Raw genomic sequence first — 16,248 nt, 5'->3', positions numbered from 1 at the left:
CGCTTGGTCACGGGCGTAGCCCCTCCTTCATAGCTTTCGTCGGTTGCGACGGAACCTACGCCCGTGACCATTTACACCAGCGATGAGACGCGACCGTTGTGTTCGTCGCGCTTGCGGTTGGAGCATTCGTTGCTACACATCTGCGGCCACTTACCTGTTTGAAGGTCGCGGGTGCTCGGATACTTCCGGCATGCCGTGATCAAACCACCGCAGGCCACGCATTCGCCTCGGTAGAACTTCCACCCGAAAACTCCGGTAACCGCGCCGTGCGCTGTCAGCCAGCGGGTGCACGCGAACGGGTTCTCTGTTCGCCACCTGGCGACCTTTTTGGTCTGACGCGCGATGTTAAGCTCGCGCGCCTCTTTGGGGGTGTAGCCCACAACTGCGGATGCGGCGTCGTCGGCGCTGACCCTCGGATATGGCAGTGCCGCACAGTCGCCATGAGTCGGTACGGTTCCTTGGTTTTTCAATTTCGGCTGTCTCATCTTTGATGGTAGGAAAAGCGCAGTTCAGCGAGTGCTAGACCAGGCTTGACCTGCGGTTATGTAGTTTGTATTCGACTCGAACACAACGATCTCTAAAACCGCTGGTCAGGTGCGTACGATCCCCCTGTGCCCCTATAGGGGCACGGGGCCGTACACAAACGCAGTCGTACGGCTATCGCAGTCAGTCAAAAGGGTCGAGCGTCGACGCCATACTTTGGGCTGCCGTCCCGATGCCTCGGACACGACGTGAAGCCGGTGATCGTTATCGAGCCATTGGATCGCTGTGCTCTTAGCGATGCCTACGGCTTCAACGACCGACGCCGATGTGACATCGCTGTGGGCAGATCCGATGAACTCGTCGTACGCGGCTCGCTTCGGATCAACCGGCTTCGGCCGGTCTTCGTACCACGTCTTGCGGGTAGCAGGGTCGTAGCCGAGCTGGCGTGGACCGTGCACAGCACCGCCGGTTGCGCGGTTCGACTGGATCGAGAACAACCGAGTGGAAAACGGCTCTGTCGGTTCCTCCCGTTTCAAGTTCAACTCTAGACCCGGCCAGTCGCCGAACGCCGACGCTCCACGAGCACGGCCCGTTTCGATCCAACCCGAGTGATGCACGACGATCGGGCCAGCTGTGCATCCCGCGCTCAGCGCCAATGCGTCAAACGAATCCAACAGCTGACGAACACCCATCACGGCGTTCTCGTCAAGACCAGCGGCTGATGTGATAGGCGATACAGGGTCGATCACCAGTACGTCGATAGCATGCTCGCGGAGCTTCAACGCCCACTTGCGGCGCATCGCTTCGCTTCGCATGTCCGCTAGTCGCCCCTGACCCTTCAAGTCGACGTAAAGCAACTGCGTGGTAGGTATCCCGAGTTGTCGGATGTACGCCTTAGCCATAGCCTTGCCCGGTCGCGTCTCATCGCTGGTGTAAATGGTCACGGGCGTAGGTTCCGTCGCAACCGACGAAAGCTATGAAGGAGGGGCTACGCCCGTGACCAAGCGAGTATCGCCGATTGAGCGTGTGCGTGTTGAGATGGATCAGTTGTTCGCCGCGACCGAGCGGCCGTTGACCGAGATTTTGGAGGAGGTCGGGCGGTTATCGGTGCGTCTGGTGTTTCAGGTCGCCGTGGAGGCCGAGGTAGAAGCAGTGTTGGGCCGAGCCCGTCACCAGCGTCGGGTTCAGGACGGCCCGGGCGGGTACCGCAATGGGTATCAACCGCCGGCGACGGTGAAGACCACGATGGGCTCGGTCGAATTATGCCGCCCGAAACTACGCGACACCGACGAGCGGTTCTGTTCGCGGCTATTCGGTGCCGGGGTGACGCGCACCCACGCTCTGGAGGCGTTGGTGATTTCGGGATGGGTGCGCGGTTTGTCGGATCGCGACATCGAGGCCGCGTTGGCCGAGGTGCTGGGCTCGCAGGCGGCGTTGTCGCGCTCGACGGTGAGCCGGATTTGTGCGGCCATCAAAGACGAGTTCGCTGCGTGGTCGTCTCGACGCCTTGATGAGCTGGTGTTGGACTACCTGTTCTTGGATGCCTCGAACTTTCGGATGCATCCCAACGCCCCGGCCGAGCCGGTGCTGGCCGCCTGGGGCATCTGCACCGACGGCAAGCCCCTGTTTATTGGGCTGGCCCCAGCCGCAGCGGAGTCGGCTGATGCGTGGGCCGACTTCTTGGCTGACCTGAGGAACCGGGGACTACGCCCGCCGCTACTGGGCATCTCCGACGGGGCGCCGGGCCTGATCGCCGCATGGGAGACCACGTTTCCGGCAAGCCTGCGTCAGCGGTGTCTGATCCATCGCTGCCGTAACGTCATCGCCAAGACACCTGTCGCGGTCCAGGACGAGATCAAAGCCGCGTTCTGGTCGATCTTCGATGACATTGACCAGCCACCCGGCCAGCAGGCCGTGGATGAAGCCACCCGCCGCGCCGAGGAGTTCACCACCACATACCGCGGGCTCTACCCAGCCGCGGTCGCTTGCCTGGCCAACGACTTCGCCTCGCTGAGCGTGCATTTGCGCTTCCCCCGCCAACACTGGACACGCATCCGCCATTCCAACCTCATCGAACGCACCTTCGGAGAATCCCGTCGCCGGGTCAAGGTCATCGGCCGCCTACCCGGCGAAACCAGCTGTCTGTCGCTGGTATGGGCCGTCCTCGACCGCGCCAGCCGCGGCTGGCGCGGAGTCACCCAAACATCAGCGACCAGCCGCCACCTCCAAGAACTACGCCACCAACTGCTCGAGCCACCCCGCCCACTGCATCCCCCCACCACAACAACCACGACCGACACCACCGCCGCGTAACATGACCACCAGGAACATGCGCCCAGCGTTTTTACACCAGTCCTAAGACGCCACCCCTTGCCCAGCTCCAAATCGAAGTAGGCAACCCTCATCGGCCGTGCAGGCTTGTACTGGCCTAGAAACGGCTCGCCGGTGGTCAGCGATCGAATCAGGTTCAGCGAAAGCGTCGTCTTCCCAGATTTCTTCTGCGCTGACAACAACACCGACTGAGCCGGAGCCAGCAGACCCTCAATGACCCATTGCGTCTCGCCGTCGTCGGTTTCGAGCTGCGCTCCGGTTAGCGTGCCCGGGAGTTCGATATCTGCGACCATCGCATCGGCGAACAACTGGTCAGCACGTACCCGGGCATGTTTTGCCAACAGCATCTCATCAACCCGTTTAACGAAGTCGTCTCGCTTGTCCTCGGAGACCCCGGCGGGCAATTCGACCTTGTTATCGTCCGACACCACCCACGGGTTCTCCTCGGCCAACGCGAGGGCACGCTTGACCTTCCCGTCGATGTCGAGAATCGACTCACCTTGGGCAGCCTCGTACGCTTCGATGTAGTCGGCCTCGACTTCATCGACGGTGAGCACCGAATCGGGTAGGTAGTAGGCGATTCTCACCGACAGGCACAAACACCGATAAACCGTGTCGTCGCGTGTACCGACAACCGATTCAGCGGCTTCGCGCACCTTGCGACGGTGCAACCCCAAAACCCATGAGTGGTCTCGGTCGGGGATCGCCATTACCGGATCACCGCGGACTTCTCCGGGAACCACCAACGACTCAAGCCAATCGGCTAACAACTTCGCTGGCACCGGAGCCACGGGATAGTCGCCTAGCACGCGATATTCTCCGTCTGGCTTGGTCGGGTGACCTAGCCGCACAGTTGGCGGCGCTTGTACATGGTGGCCGTCTGCGAGTAGATCTACGCCGCGCAACCCATCGATCCATCGACCGGCGTTTATCCGCTTGGGCAGGTTACTCACATCTGCGGGGTGCTCGTAGTACAAGTGGTACCCGCCCGAAGGCGTAGCGACGATGTACGTGCGGGTGTCCTCACACCCGTACCGGTCGATGAACGAATCCAGCGATCCGCCCGACTGAACGTCGATATCCACAACGACAATCCCCGAGACCCGGCCTAGCACAATGCCAATCGGGTCATTGGTGCTGGCGCACTCTCGCACCGTTGTATCGGTGACTTTCGAGTGTTGCCAGTCGAACGGAGGCAGGGTCGGCGCTTTGTAAGCGAACGGAACCCAACCGCGGTCGACGTAATCGGTTATGACCTTGGTCCGGTCAATCGCGGGCTGCACGTCAGTTGCTTTCGGCCGTCAAGTCATCCAAGCCCATGATTTTGCGCGCATCGGTCTTGGAGATATGCCGCCCCATGTCAGCCCCCCAACAGAAAACTGGAATGCCCAACTTCCCTAGGTGGTACAGCAGGGTCTTTTCCGCGACACCAGCTGACCTAGCCAGATGCCAGACCGGGGTTGGCGCGGCCTTGTCGGCGGCAACTGAATACTGACCAGTGGGCGGCAATTGAAAATTGACCAGCTTCCTAGAGTGCCTTGGCTATGTGTCAAGGAGGAGGCAGGTGTTGAACGTGGAGGATTGGGCTGAGATTCGCCGGTTGCGCCGGTCGGAGCAGTTGCCGATTGCCGAGATTGCGCGGGTGATGGGTATTTCGCGGAATACGGTGAAGTCGGCGTTGGCTTCTGATGGGCCGCCGAAGTATCGGCGTGCGGTGAGGGGTTCTGTTGCTGATGAGGCCGAGCCGCGGATTCGGGAGTTGTTGGCGGCCTATCCGCGGATGCCGGCGACGGTGATTGCTGAGCGGATCGGTTGGTCGTATTCGATCCGCACACTGAGTGGGCGGGTGCGTGAGTTACGGCCACTGTATTTGGCGCCGGATCCGGTGTCACGGACGACGTATGTGGCCGGTGAGGTCGGGCAGTGTGACTTCTGGTTTCCCGATGTTGTGGTGCCGGTGGGGTATGGCCAGGTTCGTAGGGCGGCGACGTTACCGGTGTTGACCATGGTGTGTGGGTATTCACGGTGGGCTTCGGCGCTGTTGATTCCGACACGCGCTGCCGAAGACTTGTATGCCGGTTGGTGGCAGCATCTTTCGACGTTGGGTGCGGTTCCACGGGTGTTGGTGTGGGATGGTGAGGGCGCGGTCGGGCGGTGGCGGGCACGCCGACCAGAGTTGACCCCGGCATGTCAGGCTTTCCGCGGGACCTTGGCCACCACGGTAGGGATCTGTAAACCCGCTGATCCTGAGGCCAAGGGTCTGGTTGAACGGTTCCATGACTATTTGGAGCGGGCGTTTTTGCCGGGGCGGGTGTTTGGCTCCCCAGCCGATTTCAACATCCAGTTGCAGGCCTGGCTGGTGGGGGCCAACCACCGCCAGCATCGGGTGCTGGGATGCCGGCCAGCAGATCGCATCGCCGCCGATACCGCAGCGATGCTGGCATTGCCGCCGGTTGGGCCCAGCATCGGATGGCGACGCTCAACGCGGTTGCCTCGCGATCATTACGTGCGCCTCGACAGCAACGATTACTCGGTGCATCCGGCCGCGATCGGCCGCCGTATCGAGATCATCGCAGATCTAAACCGGGTGCGGGTCTGGTGTGACGGCACGCTGGTCGCCGACCACGACCGGATCTGGGCCAAACATCAAACGATCAGCGATCCCGAACATGTCCAGGCCGCGAAACTGCTGCGGCGCAAACGGCTCGAGGTTGTTGGTCCACCGCATCACGTGGAGGTCGAACAACGCCGTCTCGCTGATTACGACGCCTTGTTGGGCCTTGACGGGCCGGTGGCGTGATGGCTGCCAAGACCGCGACCAGCAGCCGTGATGTCACCGCCGAGCTGGCGTATCTGACCCGGGTGTTGAAAGCCCCGACGCTGCGTGAGGCCATCGAACGTCTCGCTGAGCGCGCCCGAACCGAAGCGTGGAGCTATGAAGAATTCCTCGCGGCGTGTCTGCAGCGTGAGGTGTCGGCTCGGGAATCTCACGGTGGCGAAGGGCGCATCCGCGCTGCCCGCTTCCCATCACGTAAATCGTTGGAAGAGTTCGACTTCGATCATGCCCGCGGTCTCAAACGCGACATCATCGCCCATCTGGGCACCCTGGACTTCGTCACCGCTAAAGACAACGTGGTGTTCCTCGGCCCACCAGGGACCGGCAAGACCCACCTGGCGATCGGGATTGCGATGCGCGCTTGTCAAGCAGGTCACCGCGTTGCGTTCGCGACCGCTTCGCAATGGGTTGATCGTCTTGCTCGCGCCCATCACAACAGCACCCTGCAAGCCGAATTGGCGCGGCTGGCCCGCTACCCCCTGCTGGTTGTCGATGAAGTCGGCTACATCCCGTTTGAACCCGAAGCCGCCAATCTGTTCTTCCAACTCGTGTCGTCGCGTTACGAACGGGCCAGTCTCATCGTCACCTCGAATAAGCCCTTCGGGCGGTGGGGCGAAGTGTTCGGCGACGACGTAGTCGCCGCCGCCATGATCGACCGACTCGTCCATCACGCCGAAGTCATCGCCCTCAAAGGAGACAGCTACCGCATCAAAGACCGAGACCTCGGCCACACCACCACAGCCGAGGACCAATGAAACCAAGCTGGTCAATTTTCGATTGCCGAAACCTGATCAGTTTTCACTTGCCGTTGACAGGCCTCACGGCGATCTTTCTCGATCCGCCCTGAATAGAGCATGGATTGCGCCGGTGTATACATGTAAACCTTTCTTTCTTTTCCTCTTTTTAGTGACTCACCCTCGGATGAGGGCGGCTTCTGCCCGTTGGATCAACTCGGGAACCCGCAGAGGGCTGCTTCCCTCAGCCCGGCATCGAAGTACCTGATCAAGCTGTTGGAAGTTGGTAGATCCTCAGCTGTCCCGCACCTCCCGCCATTCGCTTGTCCTTCACCCAGTACTTGCCGATCAGCTCGCAGCCCTCGATCAGCGCCCACACGGGGGCGAATATCTCATCGGTCTCGCTGACGGTGACACTCCGATAAACGGATAGCTGGGCGCCGTCGCGCAGGCGTGCGACGCAAAGCTTCGCCGGGATGAAGAGTTCGTAGTCCGACTCATCCCAATCAATCTCGTTTGCATCCGAATCGACGTGCAGCTCGGTTTTGGTCATAGTCGCGCCTCCTGGCGGGTTTGTGTTGGCGGGTTCGATCAAACCCTCCGAGGGTTCAACCTTTGGTCCCGTGCGACTAATATAACTTGATACCTAACTGGTTGCCAAGTGTCTTACCCAATGGGTGGTCAGATCGTTGTATTATGACGCTATGGAACCTAGGGCGACGATGAAGCTGATCTTCGGGCCGCACGACGAGTGGACGGCCGATATGACTTGGTACGAAGGGGACAGGAATGGCCCAGGCGAGCTAGTGGTCCGCGCGACCGATCCCGACAAGCGTCCGGCAGGTGGTGTGTCGCAGACCGTGCTGCGTGAAATCGACTTCACTAAGGTCGTCGATGCAATTAGAGGGACCCAGGTGGTGGCCGAGAGCATTCCGAAAATCAACTGGGAGACAATCGGAATCGAGTTGGCCGATATGTCAGCAAGCGGCATCAGCGATGAGTATCTGGCGATGCTGTCGGTGGCCTACAGCGCATCATCCAAGAGGCCAAAGCCTCTTGAGTTCCTCGGAGAACTCTCTGGCAAGTCGCCTGCCGCGATCAAGAACCATCTTTGGCAAGCGACGCGCAAAGGCCTGTTGGAGCGATCCCCCGGCCGAGCCGGTGGCTCCGTGACGCTGAAGGCAATCGGCCTGCTCGATCACCTTGACCGAGCTGGAACTTGACATTGAACGGGAATCAGCTGCGATGACGATCCAAGCATGGCTAGACGGTGATGAGCACGACCTGCGACACCTAGCCGAATTGTTTACCGAGGGCGACGTGCGCGTGATCCATGGAGCTGGCGAAGGCAAGTATTGCCTCAGGGCCGCAGAGCTAGACAATCCGCCGCCAGGTAAGACGTTCCACGAGACCGCTGGAAATCTCGTCTTGCTGCTCAACGGACTTGCCCGGACGTCGAACGCAAGCTATCGGCCGGTGATGTTGAGCGGAGAATACACGGATGGTGAATCGCAATACATCGTGATCACGCCAAAACCAGCAAACATACGCGTAAACGCTACGGTCGAGTTAACCGTCACAAAACCGGATGGCGCCGTCGCTCCAGATCCGCCACCACCCTGGCCGAGGCGCCTGGCACTTGCCGCATGGAACCCTGACGTCGCAGAAGTATTGCGTATCACGGGGCGTCCCGAACCGCTCGACTGGCACGATCTCTACAAGATTCGCGAGATCGTTAGTCACGCAATCCGTCCGCAGGACATCGTTAGCCGCCGTTGGGCGAACAGGGAGACCGATTCGGCGTTTCGGGCGTCTGCCAACCGTCCTGACGTCAGCGGATCTGCCGCCAGACACGCACGGACACGTGGTGCATCCCCGAAACAAACGATGACAATCGAGCAGGGCCGCAGTTACATCAGCAATCTGGTTATCAAGTGGCTGGACTCCCTGGGGGAAACTTGAGATCAAGCGGGGCTGCCCCAACTGCTGATCAGATATGCGGAAAGCTCGTGGCCCCCACAGCCTTGGGCTTCGCTTATGTCACTGAACGGTTGTCTAGTTCTCGCGAGCGAACCCGGTCCTGGCCACCGGCCGAATTACTGCACGGGAGAAGCTACAACCGCCGGTAAAGTACTACCCACGGCGAGGAGCCAGGGCTCCGCGATCCACGCGGGTTACCCTGGCTTCTCGGGTCAGGAAGTTGCGCTGGCACACCTGCCAAGTGCGCTCAGAACAACGACCTGGTTAGGCGGGGTGGTCGTCGGTCTAGCTAGCCTCATGGCCACCTCGCCTCCGGACTATTGCACTGCATTCCTGTTTGATCCACTTCCAGGTTAGTCCAATGACTCCCTCAGATCCTCTTGGACAAGCCTTCGATGGTATCGCCGCCATAACTATCCGCCATATAGTCAAGCGCCTCGGACTGTTTCGGTCTTCAGCCCAATGCATACGGGCAAGCGCAATTTCGCGCGCCAGGAGCAGGCTCTACTTGTCGGCCGTGAGTTGGCGTACCGCCTCGGCGGCGGATCTACCCAACTTCAGGTTTTCTTCGAACAGTTCCATGTAGCCGTATTGCACATGCCAAGCCACAGCGCCATGCGTGTTCTCGAACGTCAGCCGGATACCCATAGACCGAAGCCAGATATTGCGCGCCTCGGTGCCCTGGCTGTTCCACCAGTCGGCGAACATCTCGCCAGTCGGTCGCCAAGTCCAACCGGCCGGCTTCACGGTCTCTGCCGACAGCTCAGACTGTCGAGCAGCAAGATTGGAGATCAGTTGGTTTAGCGCCGCGCGCTGAGGTGTGCCGGCACGGTAGGGGCCACTGCCGAGTTGACTTGTGAGGTCGACTAACCTCGCGTTGACCTCAGCCAGTTCGGTTGAATGATCCGAGCCCGAATCCCAGACGCGCGCAAGGCGTTCTGAGTGGTGGCGTCTTAGGACTGGTGTAAAAACGCTGGGCGCATGTTCCTGGTGGTCATGTTACGCGGCGGTGGTGTCGGTCGTGGTTGTTGTGGTGGGGGGATGCAGTGGGCGGGGTGGCTCGAGCAGTTGGTGGCGTAGTTCTTGGAGGTGGCGGCTGGTCGCTGATGTTTGGGTGACTCCGCGCCAGCCGCGGCTGGCGCGGTCGAGGACGGCCCATACCAGCGACAGACAGCTGGTTTCGCCGGGTAGGCGGCCGATGACCTTGACCCGGCGACGGGATTCTCCGAAGGTGCGTTCGATGAGGTTGGAATGGCGGATGCGTGTCCAGTGTTGGCGGGGGAAGCGCAAATGCACGCTCAGCGAGGCGAAGTCGTTGGCCAGGCAAGCGACCGCGGCTGGGTAGAGCCCGCGGTATGTGGTGGTGAACTCCTCGGCGCGGCGGGTGGCTTCATCCACGGCCTGCTGGCCGGGTGGCTGGTCAATGTCATCGAAGATCGACCAGAACGCGGCTTTGATCTCGTCCTGGACCGCGACAGGTGTCTTGGCGATGACGTTACGGCAGCGATGGATCAGACACCGCTGACGCAGGCTTGCCGGAAACGTGGTCTCCCATGCGGCGATCAGGCCCGGCGCCCCGTCGGAGATGCCCAGTAGCGGCGGGCGTAGTCCCCGGTTCCTCAGGTCAGCCAAGAAGCCGGCCCACGCATCAGCCGACTCCGCTGCGGCTGGGGCCAGCCCAATAAACAGGGGCTTGCCGTCGGTGCAGATGCCCCAGGCGGCCAGCACCGGCTCGGCCGGGGCGTTGGGATGCATCCGAAAGTTCGAGGCATCCAAGAACAGGTAGTCCAACACCAGCTCATCAAGGCGTCGAGACGACCACGCAGCGAACTCGTCTTTGATGGCCGCACAAATCCGGCTCACCGTCGAGCGCGACAACGCCGCCTACGAGCCCAGCACCTCGGCCAACGCGGCCTCGATGTCGCGATCCGACAAACCGCGCACCCATCCCGAAATCACCAACGCCTCCAGAGCGTGGGTGCGCGTCACCCCGGCACCGAATAGCCGCGAACAGAACCGCTCGTCGGTGTCGCGTAGTTTCGGGCGGCATAATTCGACCGAGCCCATCGTGGTCTTCACCGTCGCCGGCGGTTGATACCCATTGCGGTACCCGCCCGGGCCGTCCTGAACCCGACGCTGGTGACGGGCTCGGCCCAACACTGCTTCTACCTCGGCCTCCACGGCGACCTGAAACACCAGACGCACCGATAACCGCCCGACCTCCTCCAAAATCTCGGTCAACGGCCGCTCGGTCGCGGCGAACAACTGATCCATCTCAACACGCACACGCTCAATCGGCGATACTCGCTTGGTCACGGGCGTAGCCCCTCCTTCATAGCTTTCGTCGGTTGCGACGGAACCTACGCCCGTGACCATTTACACCAGCGATGAGACGCGACCTTCTGAGTCTCCGAGCAGGTCTAGCAGATTCTCGGTCAGGAACTCCTCGGCATCGGCAAGTTGAACTGAGCCGTTGCCGCAAGGCTCTTTGTATTGAGCCGAAGCGCATCGGTACCGGGGCGACCGGCCGGGTCCACCCTTAAGCCTGTATGCAGGCTTTCCGCACACCTCGCAATAGATCACCCGGAGAAGTAGGCCGCATGACCGTTTCGTCGGTTCTTTGCGGTTTTCCCGGTCTGCTAGTTCGACTACAACCCTGTCGAATACCTCACGAGTCAGGATCGGGTCGGCCCGAACCACCGGAGATCCGTCATCGTTGCGGACCACGGTCTCGGAACCGAATACTTTCTTGCCCTTGGCATCTCGCTGTATGCGCCCCTGATCGTCTGTCAACGGCTCCCTGGTCACTGCGTGCCCGAGAACGGTTTGACTCGTCAGAGACCGTTTCAGCCCCGCTGAGTGCCACTTATAGCCCTTGACCTCTCGCCCCTGTTGCATCGCGAATCGGTCCCGCGGCGTGGGAACGCTTCGGCTGGTCAGGTCATGAGCGATAGCCCTAAGCGGCTCGCCGTCCAGCACACGGGCCGCTACTTCGTTGACTATCTGAACCTGTTCCGGGTCCTGGACAAGTCGCCACTCGCCTGTCGAGTTGTCGGGAAGATACCCCCACGGCGGCACCCCTCCTCGATACTTTCCGGCTTTGTAATTATGCCGGAACGCTGAAGAGTTTCGATCCCGAATGGCCTCAAGCTCCATTTCGGCCACGGTGCCGAGTAGAGCAATCAGCACAGCTGACCACGGCGAAGTCATATCGAAGTGCTGCTCTGTCGCGGAAATAACTAGCTTGCCGTGGCTCTCTGCCCAACTAACCAGCGTCTGGAGGTAACGGATGGACCGAGTGAGCCGGTCTACGCGATAGGTGACGACGGCATCGAAGTGTTCCTCTTCTCCTGACAGCCAGCGAGCGAGGTCCGGTCGGCTTTTGCGGTCGAACGGGTTGACTGCTCCTGACACGTCCAGATCCTTGGCCACGCCGACGACCTCGTAGTCGCGCTGAACGCATAGCTCGCGGCAAGTCTGTAGCTGACGCTCGGGCGAGGTCGTCGCGTCGGTCACTCGGGAGAGTCGGATTACGATCAGGGCCCGCTGCGGGGAAGTCACGGCTGCGCGTCCCAAGTCAGGGTGGCCATGACGGCTAAGCCCATCTCGCCGCCCGGCATTAGCATGTCGCCATCGGTCGGTCCGCGACCATCCCAACGCGCGAATGCGGTGCTGAGCTTTTCGGAAATGACTAACGGGACCATGGGTGTAAAGTTACACAGTTGAGTACTCGACGGTGGACATACCCGCCTCGTCGACCGACAGCAACGTCATGCGAGCTACGAACACACGGAATATTGAGATCACTGATTCGTCCTTTCTGTGTTGGTCTTTGGTCTTCGGTCACAGCAGGCCCGAACGCAGCACATCGCCGGCCAACCCGGCCACCACCGGAACAATGCCCAGAGAGATGAACGCGGGCAGAAAACACAGTCCGAGCGGACCAGCGATCAGCACGCCAGCGCGCTCGGCGGCTGCGGCGGCCGCGTGCGCAGCGTCCCGGCGAGATTGAACGGCCAGTTCGACGACACCATCAGCGAGCGCCGCACCCGAGGACGCCGAACGCCGTGCCAGCCGCAGCAATGCGTCGACCTGCGCATCGACCAAGCCCGCCGGCAAATCCGGTGGGGCCGACCAAGCGGCGTTGGGGTCGGCGCCCAATGCGAGCAGATCCGCTCCCCTACGCAGCACCCGCGCCAACTGCGGCGGCGCAGACGGAGCGGCTGCGGCTGCGGCGGTCGACACTGCCATGCCCGACGAAAGGCACACCGCCAGCACGTCCAAGCTAGACGCAACCCGCAGCGGATCCCTCCCGTGCGGCTGGCCTATCGGCAGCGTCTGCGACCGCCAGCAGGGACGGGCAGGCCTCCCGGCACGAGCCCGCACGACCGACGGGCCGCCGCTCACCCACAATGCCACTGCCAGCAACACCGCTGCTGCGCTCATGACCAGATACCGGCCTGCAACTGAGCTCGCTGGTTGACATCTGCCATGCACATCAGCGGTCGCCTTCGAGGCTCATGCGGCCAACCCATCGGTAATCCGGTCCGCCCACAGCAGGCCGGCGCAGATCAATGTCACCCCGAGCACTAGTAGCCATCCGCCGGCATTCGCCTTGAACAGGAAAAACAGCGGTCGAGCTCCGATCAGTTGTCCCATGAGCACCCCAAGTAGCGGTAGTACGGCCAGGACCATCGCCGTGGCGCGCGCCCCGGCCATGCCCGATGCCACCCGCGCCGAGAACCTTTGCCGCTCCGCAATATCGCTGTGAGCCGCACTCATCAAGGTGGCTATGGCCAGTCCGTGGTCGGCGGCGAGCTGCCAGCTCACGGCAAGTCGATCCCAGTGTCCAGGCCGCGCAGACGATCGGGCCGCCGCATACAGACCAGCCGTGACGTCAGCGCCCAATCGTGCGCGTGCCGCGACGGCCCGCAGGGATGCAGCGACCGGGCCCTGGGTCTCGTCGGCCGCGACGCTGAACGCACGCACCGGATGAGCGCCTACGCGCAGTTCACCGACCAATACGTCCAAAGCGGTCTCCAATGCGTGGCTCTCGTCCGCGCCGCGCCGTCTGCGGCGGCTGCGCCGATAGCGGACGCTTGCCGTCAAGCCCACGATCGCGACAGCGATCAGAGTTGTTGACGGCAAGAGCACAACGGCGCTGGCGGCACCTAACACACACGCGCAACCAACCCACCTGCCCCCGTTCACGGATATTCGTCCGCGGGTTCGTCGGAGTTGAGTGAGCCGACTGCGCGGTGAAGCTGGCGATACCGCGACTGCAAGCGATAGCAGCATCGCGGTGGGCGCAACGCCGTTCATGCTGCTAGCCGGCTACGCAGCACACGGCGCAGTTCGCCGCCATGGCTGGTCATCCCGTGGTCTGCGTGCCACGCCGTGACGGCATGAACTCGCCCGCTATCGGTTTGGCGTAGTACCGCAATCTCGCCGAGCCGGCGCCGACCCTCTCGATCCCTCCCAACATGCAGCAACACCTGGACCGCAGCGGCAAGCTGACTGTGCAGCGCCGCGCGATCCAGGCCGCCGAGCGCGCCCAATGCCTCCAGCCGGGCGGGAACCTCAGCCGGATTGTTGGCGTGCACTGTGCCCGCACCACCGTCATGTCCGGTATTCAGCGCCGCTAGTAGATCCACCACTTCAGGGCCCCTCACCTCGCCGATGACGATCCGGTCGGGCCGCATCCGCAGCGCCTGCCGTACGAGTTGGCGCACCGTCACCTCACCGGCACCTTCGACATTCGCGCAGCGTGCAACCAGCTTGACCAGGTGCGGATGCCGAGGTGCCAGTTCAGCCGCATCCTCAACACACACAATTCGCTCAGCCTGCGAAACCGCGCCCAACATCGCCGCCAACAGAGTGGTCTTCCCAGCGCCCGTGCCGCCACACACTAGGAACGCCTGTCGCGCCGCGATGATGTAATCGACGAGTTCTGCGGCCTGAGGCGCGATCGCGCCAGCGACCGCCAGAGCGGCAAGATCCTGGGTCGCCGGTCGCAATACCCGCAACGACAAGCATGTGCCTTCGGCCGCAACTGGCGGTAGGACGGCGTGCAGTCGCACCCCAAACCCCGCGGCGCCGATCCCGGCCAGCTGTCCGTCCACCCATGGCTGGGCATCGTCAAGACGGCGACCGGCGGCCAATGCCAGCCGTTGCGCCAATCGTCGCACCGCCGCCTCATCGGCAAACCGAATCTCACTGCGTTGCAAGCCGTTTCCGTCGTCGACCCAGACCGCATCGGGTGCGGTGACAAGAACGTCGGTGGTGCCTTCGGAGCACAGCAACGGTTCGAGGATGCCCGCACCCGTCAGTTCGGTTTGCAAGACTCTGAGTTTGGCGAGAACCTCAGTATCACCGAGGATCCCACCAGACTCAGCGCGGATCGCTGCGGCCACGACGTTGGGACGCAGTGGCGCGTTTTCGGTGGCGAGCCGCTCGCGGACACGCTCGATGAGTGAGTTACTCACGCGGCCTCACCACGCTGCGCTGAATGCGACGCCGTACCCGCACCCGGCAGTACGCCAAGAACCCGGTGCGCTGCCACTATCAATGCGGATCGGCGTCGCAATCGCAGGCCGCCGCGCTCTAGCTGCTCAGCAAGCCGCGGTTGGGCTTTCACCGCCGCCAGTAGCGCTACGCCGGCGATATCGGCGATGTCGGATGCCCGCAGCCCGCCGGGTGATGGTCCACGTACGACCAACCCTAGGTTGGGATTATTCGCCGCCAGCAACGGCACCATCGTGGCCGTCGCCGCACATGCGCGCACGTCGCAAGGGCTGACCACGACAACAAGATCAGCGCAAGCCAAGGCAGCCTGGGAGGCATCCGTTAGAGAACGAGGAAGGTCGCACACGACGGTCACACCCCCTCGGCGGCCGGCATCGACGACGGCGTCCACAGCGGCGGCGTCTAGCTCGTGGGCCCGCCTGGTACCAGAAAGCAAGCTGACGCCTCCGCGTCTTGGCAAGGCTTCGCGCACCGCGGACCAAGTCAGCCTCCCACCCCGGATAGCCAGGTCGGGCCAGCGCAAGCCGGGTGAGGTCTCGCTACCTGCCAGCAAGTCGAGGCCACCACCCCATGGATCGAGGTCGACAAGCAACGCGTGGGTGGCGGCCTGCGCCAACGCCACCGCGAACAACGAAGCCCCGGCCCCGCCGCGACCCCCGATGACCGCAACCACCCTGCCGCACAGCCTGTCATCTCGTGCCGACTCCGCGGCTTCGGCGAGTTCGCGGATGAGTTCGCGCTCTTGCTCGGGAATCCTCAACACCCGCTGGGCGCCGACCGCAATGGCGGCGACCCAGGTGGCTGTCTCAGCCTCGGTACCGGTCAGCACGCTCACATGCGCGCGCCGCGGCAGCCCAGCCTGACCGCACCGATCTGCACTTTCCTCGTCAAGCATGACAGCCGCAGCCGCTGACCACGTCTTCCTGGACACCGGTTTGCGGCGGTGGTGAAACACCGGCACCCCGGCGGCAGCGGCGACACGGTCCACCTCGTCGCGCAACTCAGGATCCGCCAGTATTGCCAACACCCCCGCGCCTGCCGGGCCGGTGTGGGAAGAGCCACCGAGGTTCGTCACTCGCTTACCGTGCTGGACCGCGGCTGCGTCGCACCAGGCCAAAAGACAGATTTGTGAATGAGACGACAACTGTGTACAACCGCGTTGGCTGCCCGCATAGTCGAGCGTGGGCAACACGATCGGGCAATGCCGGGAAAGCGAAAAAATGCGTCCGGCGGGAGAGAAAAAACTGCCCAACAAAAGGGACGACCCCCGCCAGGGGGGGAGGAGGCGAGGGTCGTCGTGTATCAGCCCCGGGGGGTCGGGCTGATACACCCTCAGCTCACGGCCGAGTATGCATACTA

Annotated in this window: 16 protein-coding genes and 3 pseudogenes; 6 read left to right on the top strand and 13 right to left on the bottom strand. The window is 62.4% G+C overall.

The features are described from left to right. Positions 1–71: 71 nt before the first annotated feature. Both ACO07W_RS12815 and ACO07W_RS12810 read right to left on the bottom strand, forming a co-directional pair. Entirely contained in the window at positions 72–485 is a 414-nt protein-coding gene (locus tag ACO07W_RS12815) for a hypothetical protein (RefSeq protein WP_421843668.1), read from the bottom strand. 132 nt (positions 486–617) lie between these two features. Beyond that, the gene (locus tag ACO07W_RS12810; RefSeq protein WP_421843666.1) at positions 618–1,427 is read right to left on the bottom strand and encodes an AAA family ATPase; all 810 of its coding nucleotides are present in this window, start codon (positions 1,425–1,427) and stop codon (positions 618–620) included. A 94-nt stretch (positions 1,428–1,521) separates the two neighbouring features. Here ACO07W_RS12810 and ACO07W_RS12805 point away from each other — a divergent pair, with 94 nt between their 5' ends. Beyond that, positions 1,522–2,796 carry an IS256 family transposase gene (locus tag ACO07W_RS12805; protein ID WP_421840071.1) on the top strand — a complete coding sequence of 425 codons (1,275 nt, stop codon included), beginning with the start codon at positions 1,522–1,524 and terminating at the stop codon, positions 2,794–2,796. 53 nt (positions 2,797–2,849) lie between these two features. Here ACO07W_RS12805 and ACO07W_RS12800 read toward each other — a convergent pair. Beyond that, positions 2,850–3,107, bottom strand: a pseudogene (locus ACO07W_RS12800) (AAA family ATPase); the annotation flags it as partial. A 36-nt stretch (positions 3,108–3,143) separates the two neighbouring features. Here ACO07W_RS12800 and ACO07W_RS12795 point away from each other — a divergent pair. Then, positions 3,144–3,383: a hypothetical protein gene (locus tag ACO07W_RS12795; protein WP_421846179.1), complete on the top strand. Its 240-nt coding sequence runs from the start codon at positions 3,144–3,146 to the stop codon at positions 3,381–3,383. 216 nt (positions 3,384–3,599) lie between these two features. Here the strand turns inward: ACO07W_RS12795 and ACO07W_RS12790 are convergent. Next, a pseudogene (locus ACO07W_RS12790) lies at positions 3,600–4,097 on the bottom strand (bifunctional DNA primase/polymerase); the annotation flags it as partial. Positions 4,098–4,378: 281 nt separating this feature from the next. Between ACO07W_RS12790 and istA the strand changes: the two are divergent. Together istA and istB are read left to right on the top strand one after the other, a co-directional pair. Next, positions 4,379–5,614: an IS21 family transposase gene (gene istA / locus ACO07W_RS12785; RefSeq protein WP_421839994.1), complete on the top strand. Its 1,236-nt coding sequence runs from the start codon at positions 4,379–4,381 to the stop codon at positions 5,612–5,614. Next, a complete protein-coding gene (istB, locus tag ACO07W_RS12780; RefSeq protein WP_421839995.1) occupies positions 5,614–6,405 on the top strand; it encodes an IS21-like element helper ATPase IstB in 792 nt (263 codons plus the stop codon). The genes istA and istB overlap by 1 nt, the downstream gene beginning before the upstream one ends. Positions 6,406–6,652: 247 nt before the next feature. Here the strand turns inward: istB and ACO07W_RS12775 are convergent, their stop codons facing one another. Continuing rightward, positions 6,653–6,937 carry a hypothetical protein gene (locus ACO07W_RS12775; RefSeq protein ID WP_421843664.1) on the bottom strand — a complete coding sequence of 95 codons (285 nt, stop codon included), beginning with the start codon at positions 6,935–6,937 and terminating at the stop codon, positions 6,653–6,655. A gap of 169 nt (positions 6,938–7,106) precedes the next feature. Here ACO07W_RS12775 and ACO07W_RS12770 point away from each other — a divergent pair, with 169 nt between their 5' ends. Further along, positions 7,107–7,607, top strand: coding sequence for a hypothetical protein (locus ACO07W_RS12770; protein WP_421843662.1), 501 nt, complete (start codon positions 7,107–7,109; stop codon positions 7,605–7,607). A 22-nt stretch (positions 7,608–7,629) separates the two neighbouring features. Then, on the top strand, positions 7,630–8,346 hold the full coding sequence (locus tag ACO07W_RS12765; protein ID WP_421843660.1) for a hypothetical protein: 717 nt from the start codon (positions 7,630–7,632) through the stop codon (positions 8,344–8,346). A gap of 522 nt (positions 8,347–8,868) precedes the next feature. Here the strand turns inward: ACO07W_RS12765 and ACO07W_RS12760 are convergent. The 8 genes and pseudogenes from ACO07W_RS12760 to ssd form a co-directional block, all read right to left on the bottom strand. After that, positions 8,869–9,072, bottom strand: a complete 204-nt coding sequence (locus ACO07W_RS12760) for a hypothetical protein (protein WP_421843658.1) — start codon at positions 9,070–9,072, stop codon at positions 8,869–8,871. A gap of 291 nt (positions 9,073–9,363) precedes the next feature. Beyond that, a pseudogene (locus ACO07W_RS12755) lies at positions 9,364–10,638 on the bottom strand (IS256 family transposase). A gap of 102 nt (positions 10,639–10,740) precedes the next feature. Beyond that, on the bottom strand, positions 10,741–11,925 hold the full coding sequence (locus tag ACO07W_RS12750; protein WP_421843656.1) for a recombinase family protein: 1,185 nt from the start codon (positions 11,923–11,925) through the stop codon (positions 10,741–10,743). Next, positions 11,922–12,068 carry a hypothetical protein gene (locus ACO07W_RS12745; RefSeq protein WP_421843654.1) on the bottom strand — a complete coding sequence of 49 codons (147 nt, stop codon included), beginning with the start codon at positions 12,066–12,068 and terminating at the stop codon, positions 11,922–11,924. The genes ACO07W_RS12750 and ACO07W_RS12745 overlap by 4 nt, the downstream gene beginning before the upstream one ends. Before the next feature lie 139 nt (positions 12,069–12,207). Beyond that, a complete protein-coding gene (locus ACO07W_RS12740; protein ID WP_421843652.1) occupies positions 12,208–12,810 on the bottom strand; it encodes a type II secretion system F family protein in 603 nt (200 codons plus the stop codon). Positions 12,811–12,882: 72 nt separating this feature from the next. Continuing rightward, positions 12,883–13,686, bottom strand: coding sequence for a type II secretion system F family protein (locus ACO07W_RS12735; protein WP_421843650.1), 804 nt, complete (start codon positions 13,684–13,686; stop codon positions 12,883–12,885). Continuing rightward, positions 13,683–14,849, bottom strand: coding sequence for a TadA family conjugal transfer-associated ATPase (locus tag ACO07W_RS12730; protein WP_421843648.1), 1,167 nt, complete (start codon positions 14,847–14,849; stop codon positions 13,683–13,685). Before ACO07W_RS12730 ends, ACO07W_RS12735 begins: the two co-directional genes overlap by 4 nt. Beyond that, entirely contained in the window at positions 14,846–15,907 is a 1,062-nt protein-coding gene (ssd, locus tag ACO07W_RS12725; RefSeq protein WP_421845969.1) for a septum site-determining protein Ssd, read from the bottom strand. Before ssd ends, ACO07W_RS12730 begins: the two co-directional genes overlap by 4 nt. Positions 15,908–16,248 lie beyond the last annotated feature (341 nt).

This window comes from Mycobacterium sp. (assembly GCF_965230835.1).
GTDB lineage: Bacteria > Actinomycetota > Actinomycetes > Mycobacteriales > Mycobacteriaceae > Mycobacterium.
This window is presented reverse-complemented; position numbering and strand designations above follow the sequence as displayed.

Bases quoted from the DNA above. Each gene is read 5' to 3' on its own strand.
- ACO07W_RS12805 (WP_421840071.1), top strand. From the start codon at position 1,522: ATGGATCAGTTGTTCGCCGCGACCGAGCGGCCGTTGACCGAGATTTTG.
- ACO07W_RS12795 (WP_421846179.1), top strand. From the start codon at position 3,144: ATGTTTTGCCAACAGCATCTCATCAACCCGTTTAACGAAGTCGTCTCG.
- ACO07W_RS12765 (WP_421843660.1), top strand. From the start codon at position 7,630: ATGACGATCCAAGCATGGCTAGACGGTGATGAGCACGACCTGCGACAC.
- ACO07W_RS12745 (WP_421843654.1), bottom strand. From the start codon at position 12,068: ATGGTCCCGTTAGTCATTTCCGAAAAGCTCAGCACCGCATTCGCGCGT.
- ACO07W_RS12760 (WP_421843658.1), bottom strand. From the start codon at position 9,072: ATGTTCGCCGACTGGTGGAACAGCCAGGGCACCGAGGCGCGCAATATC.
- ACO07W_RS12740 (WP_421843652.1), bottom strand. From the start codon at position 12,810: ATGAGCGCAGCAGCGGTGTTGCTGGCAGTGGCATTGTGGGTGAGCGGC.
- ACO07W_RS12815 (WP_421843668.1), bottom strand. From the start codon at position 485: ATGAGACAGCCGAAATTGAAAAACCAAGGAACCGTACCGACTCATGGC.
- istB (WP_421839995.1), top strand. From the start codon at position 5,614: ATGGCTGCCAAGACCGCGACCAGCAGCCGTGATGTCACCGCCGAGCTG.
- ACO07W_RS12735 (WP_421843650.1), bottom strand. From the start codon at position 13,686: ATGAACGGCGTTGCGCCCACCGCGATGCTGCTATCGCTTGCAGTCGCG.
- ACO07W_RS12775 (WP_421843664.1), bottom strand. From the start codon at position 6,937: ATGACCAAAACCGAGCTGCACGTCGATTCGGATGCAAACGAGATTGAT.
- ACO07W_RS12770 (WP_421843662.1), top strand. From the start codon at position 7,107: ATGAAGCTGATCTTCGGGCCGCACGACGAGTGGACGGCCGATATGACT.